This window comes from Pseudoalteromonas sp. SW0106-04, from assembly GCF_001293805.1.
Classification (GTDB): Bacteria; Pseudomonadota; Gammaproteobacteria; order Enterobacterales; family Alteromonadaceae; genus Pseudoalteromonas; species Pseudoalteromonas ruthenica.
The window spans coordinates 37,396-53,837 of record NZ_BCAI01000013.1 but is presented as its reverse complement, the minus strand read 5'-3'; the positions used below and the strand labels follow the sequence as shown (position 1 = coordinate 53,837).

At 48.3% G+C, this 16,442-nt stretch carries 12 protein-coding genes; 8 read left to right on the top strand and 4 right to left on the bottom strand.

Annotated features, from left to right (window positions below):
- The first annotated feature begins 1 nt into the window (after position 1).
- Complete coding sequence (locus W04_RS14475; protein ID WP_022943841.1) at positions 2-385, top strand: hypothetical protein; 384 nt, start codon at positions 2-4, stop codon at positions 383-385.
- An 18-nt stretch (positions 386-403) separates the two neighbouring features.
- On the opposite strand, the gene W04_RS14470 is transcribed toward W04_RS14475, so the two are convergent.
- Both W04_RS14470 and W04_RS14465 read right to left on the bottom strand, forming a co-directional pair.
- Positions 404-1,243 (bottom strand): S1 RNA-binding domain-containing protein, encoded by an 840-nt coding sequence (locus W04_RS14470; RefSeq protein WP_045978735.1) that lies wholly within the window; start codon positions 1,241-1,243, stop codon positions 404-406.
- A complete protein-coding gene (locus W04_RS14465) occupies positions 1,243-2,592 on the bottom strand; it encodes a DEAD/DEAH box helicase (RefSeq protein ID WP_045978736.1) in 1,350 nt (449 codons plus the stop codon). The genes W04_RS14470 and W04_RS14465 overlap by 1 nt, the downstream gene beginning before the upstream one ends.
- Positions 2,593-2,757: 165 nt before the next feature.
- Here W04_RS14465 and W04_RS14460 point away from each other — a divergent pair, with 165 nt between their 5' ends.
- From W04_RS14460 to W04_RS14430, 7 genes are all read left to right on the top strand, one after another.
- Entirely contained in the window at positions 2,758-3,744 is a 987-nt protein-coding gene (locus tag W04_RS14460) for a rhodanese-related sulfurtransferase (protein WP_022943844.1), read from the top strand.
- Between the two features lie 58 nt (positions 3,745-3,802).
- Positions 3,803-4,033 (top strand): DUF6500 family protein, encoded by a 231-nt coding sequence (locus tag W04_RS14455; RefSeq protein WP_053911322.1) that lies wholly within the window; start codon positions 3,803-3,805, stop codon positions 4,031-4,033.
- A 126-nt stretch (positions 4,034-4,159) separates the two neighbouring features.
- Entirely contained in the window at positions 4,160-5,230 is a 1,071-nt protein-coding gene (locus tag W04_RS14450; protein WP_053911321.1) for an endonuclease/exonuclease/phosphatase family protein, read from the top strand.
- Between the two features lie 303 nt (positions 5,231-5,533).
- Entirely contained in the window at positions 5,534-6,550 is a 1,017-nt protein-coding gene (locus W04_RS14445; RefSeq protein WP_082342252.1) for an efflux RND transporter periplasmic adaptor subunit, read from the top strand.
- 3 nt (positions 6,551-6,553) lie between these two features.
- Positions 6,554-9,640, top strand: a complete 3,087-nt coding sequence (locus tag W04_RS14440) for an efflux RND transporter permease subunit (protein ID WP_053911320.1) — start codon at positions 6,554-6,556, stop codon at positions 9,638-9,640.
- 88 nt (positions 9,641-9,728) lie between these two features.
- Positions 9,729-11,624 (top strand): DUF294 nucleotidyltransferase-like domain-containing protein, encoded by a 1,896-nt coding sequence (locus W04_RS14435; protein WP_053911319.1) that lies wholly within the window; start codon positions 9,729-9,731, stop codon positions 11,622-11,624.
- On the top strand, positions 11,624-12,331 hold the full coding sequence (locus tag W04_RS14430) for a 3'-5' exonuclease (protein ID WP_053911318.1): 708 nt from the start codon (positions 11,624-11,626) through the stop codon (positions 12,329-12,331). Before W04_RS14435 ends, W04_RS14430 begins: the two co-directional genes overlap by 1 nt.
- Positions 12,332-12,401: 70 nt before the next feature.
- Here the strand turns inward: W04_RS14430 and W04_RS14425 are convergent, their stop codons facing one another.
- Both W04_RS14425 and W04_RS14420 read right to left on the bottom strand, forming a co-directional pair.
- Positions 12,402-13,982: a BCCT family transporter gene (locus W04_RS14425; RefSeq protein ID WP_053911317.1), complete on the bottom strand. Its 1,581-nt coding sequence runs from the start codon at positions 13,980-13,982 to the stop codon at positions 12,402-12,404.
- 258 nt (positions 13,983-14,240) lie between these two features.
- Entirely contained in the window at positions 14,241-16,406 is a 2,166-nt protein-coding gene (locus W04_RS14420) for a S46 family peptidase (protein ID WP_053911316.1), read from the bottom strand.
- Positions 16,407-16,442: the final 36 nt, after the last annotated feature.

Here is a 16,442-nt window from a genome sequence, read left to right as displayed (position 1 = left end):
GGTGAAATACATTCTGCTGATAGCCCTCATCGTGGCCGCAGGTTATTATTATCATCGCCAGAGCACCGCAGAAAGTAATGCGCGCGCACTGGCGCTGCTGATTGAGCAGGTAGAATACCAAGATGTGGATCTATTTGCTCTGAAAGAGGCACTGGCAAAACGTGTCTATGCGATTTGCGCCAATAATGAAGCAATGCTGTTGGAGTCTGGGCGTTCAGTGGGTAACTGTATGGAAGGCCATGATATTAAACGTGTAGAGTGTGAAGGGCGTATCTTTCGGCTTGCTCCATTGAGTATTAGTAATCGCTCAGAGTTGCTTGATTATTCTAAGCGTTATGTACGCTGCGCTCTGCCTTACGATGACCTTCGTTACCAATCCTACTAATCTACGTAAAAACGCGACTTAAGGTCGCGTTTTTAATGTGATTCGTGTGGCCTCTATATCAATAAGTTGATCTTTAAATAGACCGCCAATAGCCTTTTTAAAGTTCGCTTTTGAGGTGCCAAACTGGCGCTTTATGGCTTCCGGCGCAGACTTATCTCCAAGCGGCAATACGCCACCACCGTCTTTTAACGCTTGCAGTATTTGCTCTTTAAGCGGGTCTAGCTTTGCTATCCCTTGCTTTTCTAAGACAATATCAAGCTTGTCATCTTCGCGGCACTGCAAGACGAACGCGTTAAGCTGTTGACCAACGTAAAGCGGACGATGTACGCGATTATGAAAAATAAGTCCCCAATGACTATCATCGACAATCACTTTGTAGCCTAAGTCGGTTTTAGCAGCCACCATGATGTCAACGGCATCGTTGAGCTGGTAACGAGGCTTTGCGTGACCGACGAATTTATTGAGGTTACTGGACGCACAAATACGTTTGGAGGCATTGTCCAGGTAGAGCTTTACTAAATAACTATTTCCCTCTCGCATTCGGGGTTTTTGTTCGTTAAAGGGTACCAACAAGTCTTTATCCAGACCCCAATCTAAAAAGGCGCCGGTTTTGTTGACTTGTTTAACTTGTAAAAAAGCAAAATCGCCTACTTGCGCTAATGGTTTTTTTCGAGTTGCGGTGGCGTGGCCCATACTATCTAAATAGACAAATACGCCTAAGCTATCACCTTGTTGTAAATCATCGGGCAGCTCAGAGGCCGGTAAAAAGACTTCACCGAGTTCGGTGCTTCGCAAATACGCGCCTTCGCCTGCGACTTCCTCAACAAACAGCGTTTGCCATTGACCTAATTCACTCATTATTCGCTCTCTGTGTCGTTATTTTTTTTAGGCTTGCGTTTTACGCCCATGCTGTTCGGATCAAACGGTGCGGGTTGCGCCACTTTTACCTGCATAGGTTTACTTTTCTTGCGCTTAGCAAGAGGTTTTTTAGATGTTGCTGGCTTAGTTTTATCCTGGGGCTTTTTCTTTGTATTTGCTGGCGGTTTTGGACGAGTAAAGCCTTTAAACTTGCCGACTAGCCCTTCAACTTCACTGAACGGCAAAGGACGGCGCATAAATTGGTTTATCGCCAGGTAGCTTTGCCAATCTTTCGGCCCCACTAATGAAATGGCATGACCTTTAAAGCCCGCGCGGCCAGTACGACCAATACGGTGAATGTATTCTTCCGCATGTTTTGGCAAGTCAAAATTGATTACATGGGTGACGTTAAGCAAATCGAGGCCCCGTGACGCCACGTCGGTGGTAACCAACACTTGATATAGTCCACGGCTAAAGGCATCCATAATATCCAGCCGTTTGCTTTGCGCCAGCGTGCCTGCGAGAGCGACGGCCTTAAAACCTTGCGCCGTGAGCTTGTTACACAAGCGCTCGGTATCATCTCGTGTGGCGGTAAAAATAATACACTGACCAACATTCTCTTGGGCAATAAAGTGATCAAGCAGGGCCTCTTTATGGTCGAGGTGATCCGCCAAATACAGATGCTGTGAGATATCGCTATGCTCATCTGTGGCGGCACTAATGGTCACGCCCTTAGGGTTGCGTAATAGGTTACGCGAGAGCGCACCGACCTGAGCGTGCTCCAAAGTAGCTGAAAACAAAAGGCTTTGGCGCAGACGATGATCTGCGGCCGCATTGATACGCTCAACTTGCTCGGTAAAACCGAGGTCAAGGATGCGGTCGGCCTCATCAAAAATGAGCAATTCCAGGCCGCCTAATTGTAATGAGCGGCCATCAAGGTGGTCGGCAATTCGCCCTGGCGTGCCAATCACAAAATGTGGATTCTTGCGCAGCGCCTTAACTTGGTCGTTAAAGTTCTCACCGCCAATCACTTTTGTTCCCGACAGTGCCGTTCCGGCTATCAGTAAACGTAGCTGTGAGTATACTTGTGACGCTAACTCGCGAGTCGGGGTGACAATTACTACACGGGGGTCGCGCTTTGATAGGGCCCGCTGCTTCATAACCCGTTGTACTGCAGGCAACAAGAAGGCAAGTGTCTTACCTGACCCGGTTTTTGATTGCGCAAATAAGTCATGGCCAGCGAGTGCCAAGGGTATGGCCTGCGCTTGGATATCGGTGGGCGTGGTAATACCTTGATGCGTTAGTTGCCCACACAGTCGAGAATCGATACCCAAATCACTAAATTGCAAATTAACTCTCCAAAATTACAGTTTATCCACCGCTATTATAACGTAATGAGACAGTTCACTGGCAGTGAATTTTGCGTTTTTCACCACAATCAGTAAAATACGCCGACCATTGCGCCGGATTTACGATTCGGTTTCGTTTTAAAAGCACTGAAGGTAACAGTTACTATGTCTGATCAATACGTCGTGTGCGCGCTGTATAAGTTTGTTGCGCTGCCTGATTTCGAACAACTTCGCCAACCTCTTTTAGATGTCATGCTTGCTAATGACGTACGTGGTACGTTACTGCTTGCCAAAGAGGGTATCAACGGTACGGTCGCGGGTAAACGCGAAGGGATTGATGCCTTACTTGGGTGGCTTGATAAGCAACCTAACCTCGCTAATATCGTTACCAAAGAGTCTTTTGACGACGAATGTCCATTCTACCGCACCAAAGTGAAGCTGAAAAAAGAAATAGTCACCATGGGTGTTGAAGGTATCGACCCACGAGAAGTGGTGGGCACCTATGTGAAACCCAAAGATTGGAACGCGCTGATAAGCGACCCTGAGGTGGTGTTGGTGGATACCCGCAACGATTACGAGATAGAAATTGGTACCTTTAAAAATGCCGTTGATCCGCAAACGAAAACGTTCCGCGAATTTCCAAATTGGGCCGAGCAAAACCTTGACCCTAAAAAACACAAAAAAGTAGCCATGTTCTGTACTGGCGGTATTCGCTGCGAAAAATCCACAGCTTATATGAAAGAGCAGGGTTTTGAAGAGGTCTACCACCTTGAGGGCGGTATTCTTAAGTACTTAGAAGAAGTGCCTAAGGAAGAGACCATGTGGGAAGGTGAGTGCTTTGTATTCGACAACCGTGTTGCTGTGGATCATGACCTAAACAAGGGTCAATACGACCAATGTCATGCTTGTCGTATGCCTATTACTGAAGACGATAAGCAAAAGCCGCAGTACATGCAGGGTGTGTCTTGTCATCACTGTCATGACAGTTTGAGCGAAGAGCAGCGCCAACGTTTTGCAGAGCGTCAAAAGCAAATTGACTTGGCGAAGCAGCGTGGTGAGGGTCATATTGGCCATGAGGCCCAAGAAATGCTACAAAAGCGCAAAGAGCAAAAGCAAAAGCTCAAAGAACAGCAACGCGCTGCGAGCAAATAATTAGCCACCGAAAAGGGAGTGTTTAACACTTCCTTTTTCGTTTTAAAGAGCAAGGATAATGAGAGCGACACTACGCAGCACGATGATAGCTAAATGCGAGCAACAAATAGCGCGCAAAGGAGAGCAGGTAGGGTTATCTTTCTACGCTTTTTTCAAAAATAAAAATGACGACCCAGAGCTGCTGATGGAGGCGGCTACTTGGTGGATTCACACCCATCGGCTCGATCATTTTGAAAAAGCACATAAAGTAAAGAGCCTATTAATCAATGAGCAGTCTTTATCGTCGTGACGACTACAACGACCTACCTATCACCATCAACTATATACAACGCACTTTTTTTTCATAAGCTTATGTGCTTTTATAAAAAGCTGTGCAGGGCGCAAAGCCGAATTAAAACAATTAGAAGGAAAGGCCATGTTTGAGGCGCTTGGGGCAGTCACTGTGTTTCTCGTTTTAGCGACCTGTTTACCCCTATTACCTATCGGTCATTGGAGTGTTCGGGGTTTTGATTTCCCGCGTTTACAGTTTGCGGCCATCGCGACTCTTTTACTAATACTGCAAGCATACTTTCTTTCTTTTGCAGGCATTGCATCTTGGCTCATGGTCACTGCGACGCTCGGTTGCTTGCTATGGCAATTATGGTGGGTGTTACCGTATACGCCAGTGTGGCGTAAAGAAGTGCATAGTTGTCAGAGCCAAGATAGTGACAACAGCCTAAGTATTTTGGTTTCTAACGTGCTCATGACCAACCGCAATAGCAAAGCTCTGCTTGCGCTTATTCATGAACATAACCCCGACGTGGTGATCACTTTGGAGTCTGACCAATGGTGGCAGGACCAACTGGATGTGTTGTTAACGCAAAGACCGCACAGTATAAAATGTCCGCTGGATAACCTCTATGGTATGCATGTTTATTCGCGCTTAGCCATAGAAAACAGTGAAATACGTTATTTAGTCGAGGATGATGTGCCATCTATTCATGGCGACTTGGTACTGCGCTCAGGGAACAAAGTGCGGGTGCATTTCCTTCATCCAGCGCCACCGAGCCCCACTGAAAATAGCCATTCTACTCCCCGTGATGCTGAATTATTGGTGGTGGCTCGACGTGTGGCTGAGCAATCGATACCGACGCTTATAACCGGCGACCTAAACGATGTCGCTTGGTCGCGTACTACACGGTTATTTAGAAAAGTCAGCGGTCTGTTAGACCCGCGTATAGGTCGCGGGTTATTTAATACCTTTCATGCTGATTACCCCTTGGTGCGCTGGCCGTTGGATCACTTATTTCACTCTCGCCATTTCACCTTAAATGAGATTCGGCCACTGCCTAATATTGGCTCAGATCATTTCCCATTGTACGCTTCACTTACTTTCTCCCCGCAGCAGGGCCACCAGCAGCAGGGAATAAACGCAGATGCACAAGATAAGCAACAAGCGCAGGAGATAGCGGCGCAAAAGCCAGTGACAAAAGAGGACGTGCTTTGAGCTAAGTTATTGGCTCAAAGTAGCGTTTATTTCCGCATCCACCCGGTGTCGAGCCTAACAACCACCCCTTGATTATCCACAAAGTAAAGATATGCAAAGTCAGCATGAGTCTGCAGCTATGTGTGATTAAATAACGCTATGTATTGTATTTCCCAAAAAGGGGAAGCGATTAGTCGCATTACAGTGGTCACTGACCGAGCTTAGCGTCAAGGCTGATCACAGAGCTGTTACACTACGTACACAGAGTATTAATTTAAAGCGGCCAATGGTTGTGGCCAACAACAATAATGAAGGTGGAGTTCCTTGAAGCAGGTATTTTGTGCATTAATTTGTAGTTTCATAGTATCTAGCAATGCGCTGGCCGCTGAGGGCAAGCGTGTGGTCGTCAATGCCGTAAGCCAAGAGCGAGCACAGCAGCAAGTTCAGGCGGTCGGCAGTACGGAGGCGATTCGCTCGGTCGTGCTTTACCCAGCAGTGGGGGACCGCGTCACCGGTGTGTATTTTCAGCCTGGGGATGAAGTGCAGGCTGGCGACTTGCTATTGGAGCTTGATTCACGCTTGCAAAGCGCGGCGCTTCAAGAAGCGCAAATACAATTAGCTGATGCAGAGCGAACATTAAAACGCTTAGAAGACAGCTTCGCTAAAGGTGCTATCCCTAAAAGCGAACGTGACGATGCGCTGACGCAGCGAGACTTAGCCAAAGTGGCGCTGCAAGTGGCAAAAGCAGAGTTGCAAGACCGTCAAGTGCGCGCTCCTTTCAGTGGAGTAATGGGGCTGACCGACGTGGAAGTCGGCGATCGCATCACCGAGCAAACCGCGATTGCGAGTATTGATGATATCAGTGCCTTGTACATTAACTTTAAAGCCCCAGAAGCAGCTGTGCCTATGCTGCGCGATGGTGCCAGTGTCACCGTGGTACCATGGCACACGCAAAAACAACTCAGTGCCGATATCGCTTACATGGACTCACGAATCGATGCGCAAAACCGCACCATTCGTGTCAAAGCAAAAATAGCCAACGACAATGAACAGTTTATCCCGGGCATGGGTTTTCGTGTCAATCTAAACATGCAAGGGCAGGCTTATTCGGTTGTCCCAGAAGCCGCTCTGTTATGGGGGGCAACGGGCCCTTATGTGTGGAAAAGCGTCGATAACAAAGCCACTCGCGTTGATGTGAAAATAGCACAACGGTTATCCGGGCGGTTGCTCGTAAGCGGTGATTTAAATGCCGGTGATTACCTCATAGTAGAAGGGGTACAAAGCTTGCGACCTCAGCAAAGCGTGCGCTTTGAGCAACCCGCGTTGGCACGCAAGGAGTAAGTGATGAGCGAGCAAACATCTGCCCATATCCAAGACTTACCGTCGATGGCGATTCGCCGGCCAGTCCTCATTGTGGTACTCAACCTACTCATTATTATCGCCGGCATTGCCGCTATTGCTGGCGTCGAAGTGCGTGAGCTACCCGATGTCGACCGCCCTCGCATTACTGTGTCAGCGTCTTTCCCTGGTGGCTCTCCGGAAACGGTCGATACGGAAGTGACGAGCAAGCTTGAGGGCGCAGTAGCCCGCGTAAGTGGCGTAAAGTCAATTCGTGCACAAAGTGAGGAAGGGAGTTCTCGTATCGTGGTCGAGTTTCGCCCAGGTGTGAACCTTGATGATGCCGCGAACGAAACGCGAGAATCGGTGGCACGGGTTCAACGCGAACTCCCTGAAGAGGTCGAGCGTGTCTCAATAATCAAAGCCGATAATGACGCTGAGGCGGTGGTGTCATTGACGGTCAGCAGTGAGGCGTTGTCCTTGGAAGCGCTAACAGAGCGAGTTGAGACTGATTTAGCACCGCAATTTCTGACCATTCCCGGTGTCGCTGATGTACGCCTCAATGGCGACCGAGAGCGGGTGCTGCGAGTGCGTATCGACCCACTTAAACTGAGCAGCTTTAACCTGACTGTCCCCGATGTTGCTGATGCCCTGCGCCAAGCGCCCTTTGATGTGCCGGCGGGGAGTTTAAAATCGAATGATCAGCAATTAATCGTGCGCGCCGATGCCACTTCGGTCACCGCCGAGCAGGTGGGTGATATTATCGTCGGCGATGATACCCGCATTGCTGATATCGCAGCGGTCTATTTTGGCCCGGCCGACCCACGCTCCATGGTGCGCTTAGATGGCCAGCCTGTAATAGGCATGGAAGTAATCCGCCAAGCCCAATCTAATACCATCGAAATTTCTGATGAAGTGCTATCGCTATTAACTCAAATGCGTGAGCGTTTCCCTGAGATGACTTTCACACTGACCTCGGATGATGCTCAGTTTATCCGCAGCTCAGTGGATGAGGTGTTGAATTCTTTGGTGCTCACCGTCATTTTGGTGGTCATTACCTTATGGGTGTTTATTGGTTCATGGCGTGCCACCTTAGTTCCGGCCTTCGCCATTCCTGTGGCGCTGGTGGGGTCGTTAGCGCTGATTTGGGCACTGGGCTTTTCTATTAATATTTTAACCTTGCTGGCCTTGGTATTAGCGACCGGGTTGATAGTCGATGATGCCATTGTTGTCAGTGAAAATATTCAGCGCCAACGAAGCTTGGGCCTTGGGCGTCGTGCGGCTGCTGTAGTGGGAACGCGCGAGGTGTTCTTTGCCGTGGTGGCAACAACCGCCGTGTTAGCCGCTGTTTTCGTACCCATCGCATTTTTGCCCTCTACGGCAGGAAAATTATTTCGTGAATTTGGTGGTGTATTAGCCGGGGCAGTCATTATATCCAGCTTTGTGGCGTTGTCCTTAGTGCCTGCTTTGACATCGAAACTAAAATTAAAAAGCGGCGGCAAACATGTGTTTGGCAAAGTAGGGCAGGCGCTGGCTAATGTTTACAAGTGGTGTATCCACAAAGTCCTTAACCATGCTTGGCTTACGTTAATTGCCTGTGCTTTGGTGGCAGTGGCGTCGGGGGCACTGTATACACAACTAGAGAATGAGCTTTTACCGAGTGAAGACAGAGGTAAAATTCGTATTTTTGCTCGTGGGCCTGATGGTGTCGGTCTCAATTTTATGGACCGTCAAGCCAAGGAAATGGAAGATATTCTGTTGCCTTACGTCGAAAGTGGCGAAATTGAATCTATCTACACCGTGGTTGGGCAGTGGGATCCGAATATTACCTTTATCACTGTGCCATTAAAGCATTGGGATGAGCGTCATTTTAGCCAGCAGGAAATTATTAACAAAATTCGCGGGCCATTAGGCGATATACCCGGTGCACCTGCGCGCGCTTTTGGTTCTAATAGTTTGAACCTGCGCGGTCAAGGAGGTGGGGTCGAGCTGGCATTATTGGGCCAAGATTATGAGCAAATTTTTATTGCTGCCCAACAATTCGCCGCTGAAGTGGAAAAGGCTATCCCACAAGTGGCGCCAGTACGCATTTCTTATCAGCCCTCGCAGCCGCAGCTGCGAGTTAATATCGATCGCCGTCGTGCACAAGAGCTGGGTGTTGATCTAAGTGACATTGCCATCACCTTACGCGCAGCCATCAATGGCGACGACGTGGCGGATTTAAATGTCGGTGACCAATCCATCCCGATTATGCTGCAAGCACAAAATCGTACTATCAATTCTCCTAGCGACCTAGCAAATCTGTATGTTGGTGCCAGCAATGGTCAATTGGTGCCGTTGAGCTCCGTTGCTAATATCAGCGAAGAGGGGGTGGCTGCAGAGCTTGAGCGCCATGCGCAGCGCCGCGCCATAGAAATGGATATGGAGCTGCCACCGGAAATGCCAATGGCGCAGCTTGTTGAGCAGTTGCGAGACTTATCGCAGCAGCACTTGCCCAGTGGCATCACTTTGGCATTCAAAGGCGAGGCATTGACCTTTGAAGAAACGGCTAATGAAGTACTGATGACCTATGTCTTGGCCTTTGTCATTGTGTTATTGGTACTGGCAGCGCAATTCGAAAGTGTTAACAGTGCTGTGGTGGTGATGATCACAGTGCCTTTCGGTATCACGTCGGCGATTTTAGCTCTGTATCTAACCGGTACATCGCTGAATATTTATTCGCAGATTGGTTTAGTGATGCTGATTGGCTTGATTGCTAAGAACGCAATCTTGTTGGTGGAATTTGCCGACCAACTGCGTGACCGAGGACACCCTGTGCGAGAGGCGGTTGAGCGTGCTGCGCTGGTGCGTTTACGTCCCATTGCGATGACCTTAGTGTCCACCTTATTGGGGGCCTTACCGCTGATTTTATCCACCGGTGCAGGGGCGGAAGCGCGCAATGCCATCGGTTGGGTGGTCTTCGGCGGTTTGGCGTTAGCGGTGCTATTTACCTTATTCCTCACTCCGGTGATTTACTTAGGACTGGCGCGTTTCACCTCGCCACGAGGTGATGAAAGCAAACAACTGGCGCAGGAATTAGAACAAGCGCATTAATAATTAAATGTCCGCACCCGGTGCGGACATTTTTTTTTCAGCAATTTTGTATTAAGCTCAGTATATTAGCACCTTTAAAGGCAGCACTATGCAAGCTGAGCAAATCGAAATTGCACAATTTTTGAGTGCCCATCCACCCTTTGACGATCTCCCCGAAGATGCCCTTAATAATCTTGCTCAACAGGTCGAGGTAGCGTATTTTCGCGCCGGCTCTGACATTCTCAATTATGGCGATGACATTTCCGATTTGTACGTGATCCGCAGTGGCTCAGTGGAGTCGTATCGGCGCAATGGGGACTTGTACAACCGTATGGACGAAGGGGGGATCTTTGGCCAAATGGGCTTATTGATGAACCGCAAAGTGCGCTTTCCCGTCAAAGCAATGGAAGACACGCTGGTGTATTGCATTAGTGTTGAGTTATTTAGTGACTATTGCGATAAATTTGAGCCATTTGCGGATTATTTTGAAGCAGATGGCAATGTTCGTTTGCACCAAGCCGTTGTTGAGCAAGCTGATAGTAATGATTTGACTACCGCCAAACTCAAGGTGTTATTACATCGTGATGTGGTTACTGTAAGCACCACTGCCAGTGTGCAGGAGGTTGCGGCTTTGATGACCCAAGAGAGCGTATCCAGTGTGTTGGTCACTGATGCCAACAAGCCTCTTAGCGATGACCCAGAAGAAGATGATGGACAAGTCGTGGGTATTATTACAGATCGCGATATACGCACTAAGGTTGTGGCGCAGGGGCATTCTTTAGCTATTGCTGCTGAGCAAGTTATGTCAACTAACCTTACGCTGTTAGATGCCAATGACTATGTCTTTGAAGCCGTGTTAGCGATGCTGCGTGATAACTTGCACCATTTGCCGGTATTGCATAAACGTCGGCCAATCGGTGTCATTTCACTTTCTGATATTTTGCGCTATGAGTCGCAAAGCAGCCTATTATTAGTGCGCGGTATCCTTGCGCAGCAAAGCGTTGAAGACCTCACTCATTATGCTCGGCAATTGCCCTCTGTATTTGTGCGTATGGTTAATGAAGATGCCAATTCACACATGATAGGCACAGCTATGGCGGTGATTGGTCGTACGTTTAAACAGCGGCTGTTAGCATTAGCAGAAGAAAAGCTAGGGCCTCCTCCTATCCCTTATTGTTTTATCGCGTTAGGTTCAATGGCGCGAGATGAACAATTGATAGTGACGGACCAAGACAATGCCATTATTCTCGATGACAGCTTTGATGAAGCGCAGCATGACGAGTACTTTCAAGCGCTAGCGGACTTTGTTTGTGATGGGCTCGCTGCGTGCGGGTACAGCTATTGCGACGGTGAAATTATGGCATCGTTTAAAAAATGGCGCCTTAAACGCTCGCAGTGGCGAGACACATTTGCCTCGTGGATAGCCGAGCCTAAACCTCAGGCGCTACTGCATTGCTCTATCTTTTTTGACCTCGATGGCGTGTGGGGCAAAACTAAATGGGCCGACGCACTAAAATCCTTTATTGCTAAAGAAGCCAAAGCAAATCGTCGCTTCCTTGCCAATATCGCCTCCAATGCGCGAAATAGAACTCCGCCACTGGGGTTTTTTAAAGGGTTCGTACTCGAACATGATGGTGAACACAAGCGCTCAATTAACCTTAAACGCCGTGGTACAGCGCCGTTGACTGACGTGGTGCGGGTCCATGCCTTAGCGGTCAGCTCGCGTAAGCAAAACTCTTTTGAACGCCTAGAAGATATTATTGAAGCGAAGCTATTGCCTGAAGGCAAGGCACAGGATCTGCGCGATGCACTTGAATACATTGCCATGACCCGTATTCGTCACCAAGCATGGCAAATAGAGCAAGGCGAAGCACCGGACAACCACCTAGACCCGCATTTGCTATCGCCTTTTGAGCAACGAAACCTCAAAGAGGCTTTTGCGATTTTAGAAAAAGCACAAAGCTTCTTAAAATTCCGCTATCAAAACGGCGCTGGGTTGAAGTAATGGCTAACAAAGCGTCTTTGCTTGATTGGCCATCGCGTTATCAAGCACTAGCGAAACAATGCCAGTCGCCGCAACTGAGGCAGTTTTATCAAGCTGGTATCCCCGCTGGAGATACCCCTTTAGAACATGTGCCATTTGCGGCTTTAGATTTTGAAACCACAGGTTTAGATGCTCGTAACGATGATATTGTCAGTATTGGTGTGGTGCCGTTTAGTTGGCATCGCATTTATTGCCAACGATCGGGGCATTGGTTGGTTAAGCCAAGTCAGCAACTGGCAGAATCGTCCATTGTTATTCACGGTATTACCCATTCTGAAATTGCTAATGCTCCGGATTTAACCGCCGTATTAGCGCCTGTACTTGAGGCTCTCGCCGGGCATGTAGCAGTGGTTCACTACCATGCGATTGAGCGGCCGTTCTTCTTCAATGCATTAGAGCGTCGCATAGGTGAGGGGATAGAGTTTGCGTTGATTGACACTATGGATGTTGAGCATCAAGCGTTATTAGCGCGTCGTGGCTTATTAGGTCGCCTATTTAAAGATAAGATAGGCTCTTTGCGCTTGGGGGACACTCGGCTGCGCTATAACCTGCCGGCTTATCAGGGTCATAATGCATTGACAGATGCCCTTGCGACCGCCGAATTACTGCAAGCGCAGTTGCGTTATCATTATCGCCCTGACACACCGTTGTCGCAGTTATGGAAGTGATACCCTAGATATAAAAAATAGATATAAAAAACGCCGCAATATTGCGGCGTTTTACTTAGATTAAGGTTAACTATTTACCAGGGCGGGGCTCGGTGCGCAGGCCTAAAATTAAGCTTACACACATTAGCAATAGCACAATGGTAAAGGGGAGGCCTGTGGATATAGCGCCGGCTTGCAGCGCCTCTATGGCCTCAGTACCACCAATCCATAGCAGTGCAGCGGCAATGGCACCTTCCACGGTTGCCCAGAATATACGCTGAGGAACAGGCGCATCTACTTTACCGCCGGCGGTAATCGAGTCGATAACCAAAGAGCCAGAGTCAGATGAGGTGATGAAAAATACCAATACTAAAACAATGGCGATAAAAGAAAGAACACTTGCCATAGGCAGTTGTTCAAACATCTGGAACATCGCCAGCGGAACCTCAGTCAAACCTTTCTCACCTAAGGTACCAACCCCATCAATAACTTGTTCGATAGCAATACCACCGTAGATAGACATCCACAATACGGTAACGAGCGTCGGGATCAGCAGTACAGCAGTTAAGAATTCACGAATTGTACGGCCTTCGGATACACGCGCGATGAACATGCCAACAAACGGTGACCAAGAAATCCACCATGCCCAGTAGAACACAGTCCAACCATGGAGCCAGGCTTCGTCTTCGCGACCGTGCGGATTACTAAGTGGAATAATGTTTTCAATATATCCCATAATGGTATTAGGCACATTGCCCATTGCTGCGGCAAAACCCACCAAACCAACAAACACCAATAATGCAAAGGCGATGGCCATATTAACGTTACTGAGCAGTTTTACGCCGCCATCGATACCGCGCACTACTGAGACAATAGCTAACAAGGTAACGCCCGCGATAACGGCCACTTGCATGCCAATATCGCCATCGCTGCCAAACACATGGTTAATCCCTGCAGAGGCTTGTTGGGCGCCTAAACCCAATGAGGTAGCAAGACCGAATAAAGTCGCAAGAACAGCTAAAATATCAATGATGTGACCAGGCCAGCCCCAAGCGCGATCGCCCAGTAACGGGTAGAAAATAGAGCGAATAGAGAGAGGTAAGCCCTTATTGTAGGCGAAGAAAGCTAAAGATAATGCGACAACTGCATAGATAGCCCAAGGGTGTAAACCCCAATGGAACATGGTTGCCCCCATAGCGACCTTAGCTGCTTCGGGTGTGTTTGCTTCAACACCAAGGGGAGTTTCATACCAGCCTGTGAAATAGGCAACCGGCTCTGCGACGCCCCAAAACATCAAGCCAATCCCCATACCGGCTGCAAATAACATCGCTAACCAAGAAATACGTGAGTGAGTTGGTCTGGCGCTTTCACCACCTAAGCGGATATTTCCGTAAGGAGAGACGATTAATGCTAAACAGAAGATGACAAAAATGTTCGCCGCCCACATAAACAAGGCGTCAAAGTTGCCGATAATATCCCATTTGATACCATCTAGTGCCCCTTTGGCGGTGGCCGGGTCGGTCACTAAAATGGCGATTAAAAACACCAAAATAAGGCCAGCACTCACGCCAAAAACAGGGTTATGGACATCAAACCCCCATTTTTGCACGTTGTCCTGGCCGACGGTGTAGTCGGTATTTTCTATACTATACTTATCATGATGTTCACTCATGCATACCTCTAGTTATTGTCATAATGCCCTTAGAGCTTAGACCTATGTGAGTTACCCTGCGTGCCAGCGCACAAAAAAGGTGGTTTGTAGACTAACTAAAATAGGCCCCATATCACTTACACTAGTTTAGAAGCAAAAATGTAAATGTAAATCACCAATTGTCTAACAGCTTGAATCTTATACATTACGGGGATGTTTCAAGGGGCGATCAAAAAAGCGCCCGAAGGCGCTTATGAGTAAAAATAATTTCACTGCAAATTATCGAACGATATCCATTTCAGCAAGTAGGTTATCGGCGTTATCCACATGCTCCATGACCCACAGCATATAGCGAGTGTCTACATGAATGGAGCGGTTGAGGTTAGGATCATAGTCCCAATCACCGATAATACTTTCACTTACACCGTCAAACAGCAGGCCGACTAATTCAGCTTTACCATTTAATGTCGGTGAGCCTGAGTTACCACCTGTGGTATCAACGGTGCTTAAAAAGTTGACCGGCACTGAGCCAAGCGACGACATTTGGTATTCACCATATTGTTTGTCGGCAATTAGCTGCATTTGCTTTTTCGGTGCATCAAAAGGCGCCTCGCCAGTGTACTTTTGTGCGATGCCCTCTAAGGTTGTAAACGGCGTATAGGTCAGCGCGTCTTTAGGTGAGTAGCCTTTCACTGTGCCATAAGTCACGCGTAAGGTGCTATTGGCATCGGCATAGACGGGTAACCCTTGCTCTTGATAAAAGGCAATAATGGCCGCCATATATTGCGGACGTACTTTAGCCAATTCACCGCTGAGCGCCTTTTTCGCCTTTTCTCGGCTGCGCATATCATCATAGGTGGCTACAGCGATTGCCAAGAACGGATCGTCGCTTTGTTTGAACTCTGATACTGATTTGTCCATCCAATCGATGCGAGCTTGCTGTTCGTTAAGCTCGGTCTTGGCATACCAAGAGTCGATGCGCTGGCGCATGGCCTCGCGGTCATACCCCTTATTAATTCCCAAGGCTTTATCTAAAGACGCAATACGCTGCGCTTGCGGCAGTTGTGCATAAAGGTCGATAAAGTGGGCGAGGATGGCGCTATCCACAGTGTCGTCGTAACGACGAGATAGGCTGGTCATGCGCGCTTCAAAACGAGCTTGATCGCGCTGTTGGTAGCCAGGCTCACGCTCAGCATCAGGCAATTGTTTCTCATTGGCTAGACGGTATAAACGCTGCGCACTAGAGAGCATGGCACTGCGGCCCATGTAGCCTAAAATCAAGTCCAGTTCACTGGTTGCTTGCGATTGCTTTACCAGCTCATTGAGCTGGGTAAGGGTATCGCCGTAGCGCGACTGACGCGCGCTGTCCGCCTTGATCCAAGTCGCAAGTTTTTGCGCCAAAGCATCTTTGCGTGTTTGCATATCAGTGTTTTGATAGGAGTCAATCATGCCACCATAGTTTTTCGCATAATTAGCAAGTCCAGCCAAAGTACTCTCGTAGGCTATACGTGCTTGTGAGCCTTCAGGGGCCTGCGCCTTTATGATATCAATGCTTTGCTCACGATAGGCTTTAGCAGTAGGGTACACGTGGGTAAATTGGTGTGCCACTTCGGAGGCAGTGCGGTAACGGTTGGTGCGCCCCGGGTAGCCGGTAACCATCACAAAATCACCCTCTTTAACGCCTTTGGCACTGACTTTTAGGTAAGAATCTGGAGTGAACGGCACATTATCTTCACTGTACTCAGCAGGTTGACCGTTTTTACTGACGTAGGCACGGTAAAATGAATAGTCGCCGGTGTGACGTGGCCACATCCAGTTATCAATATCACCGCCATATTTACCGATGCCCATGGCTGGGTTATAAACCAAACGCACATCTTTAATTTCCAGTGCTTTAATCAGGTAATATTCCAATCCACCATGGAAGGTATAGACGTTACAGCGGTAACCGACGTCTTTTTCACATTCAGCCACCAGCGATTTTTCTGCTTTTTCGATGGCTTTGTAGCGAGTATTACCATCCATATCATCGTTTAACTGGGCGTTCACTTTGTCAGTGACATTAGTGACTTGCTCGGTTACATACACTCGAGAGCCAGGGGCGGCAGGTAATTCCTGTTCAGGCTTTTTCGCTAAAAAGCCGTTTTCCAGAATATTGTTATCGGCACTGGAATTATATTGAATGGAGCCGTACGCACAGTGATGGTTGGTGACGACTAAACCTTTAGGCGACACAAATGAGGCTGTACAGCCCCCTAAGCTGATGACCGCATTCATCGGGAATTCGGTGAGCTTAGAGATGTTCTTAGGGTCTATTTCTAACCCTTTTTGCTTTAACACAGATTCCAATTCCGGAAGCTGGTGAGGTTGCCACATACCTTCGTCTGCCAGTGCCGGTGAGGCAGCAACAGCGAGCGCGAGGGCGCTTAGAGAGCGAAAACGCATAATCTAGAGTTCCTAGTTGTTATTTTAGTGCCACAA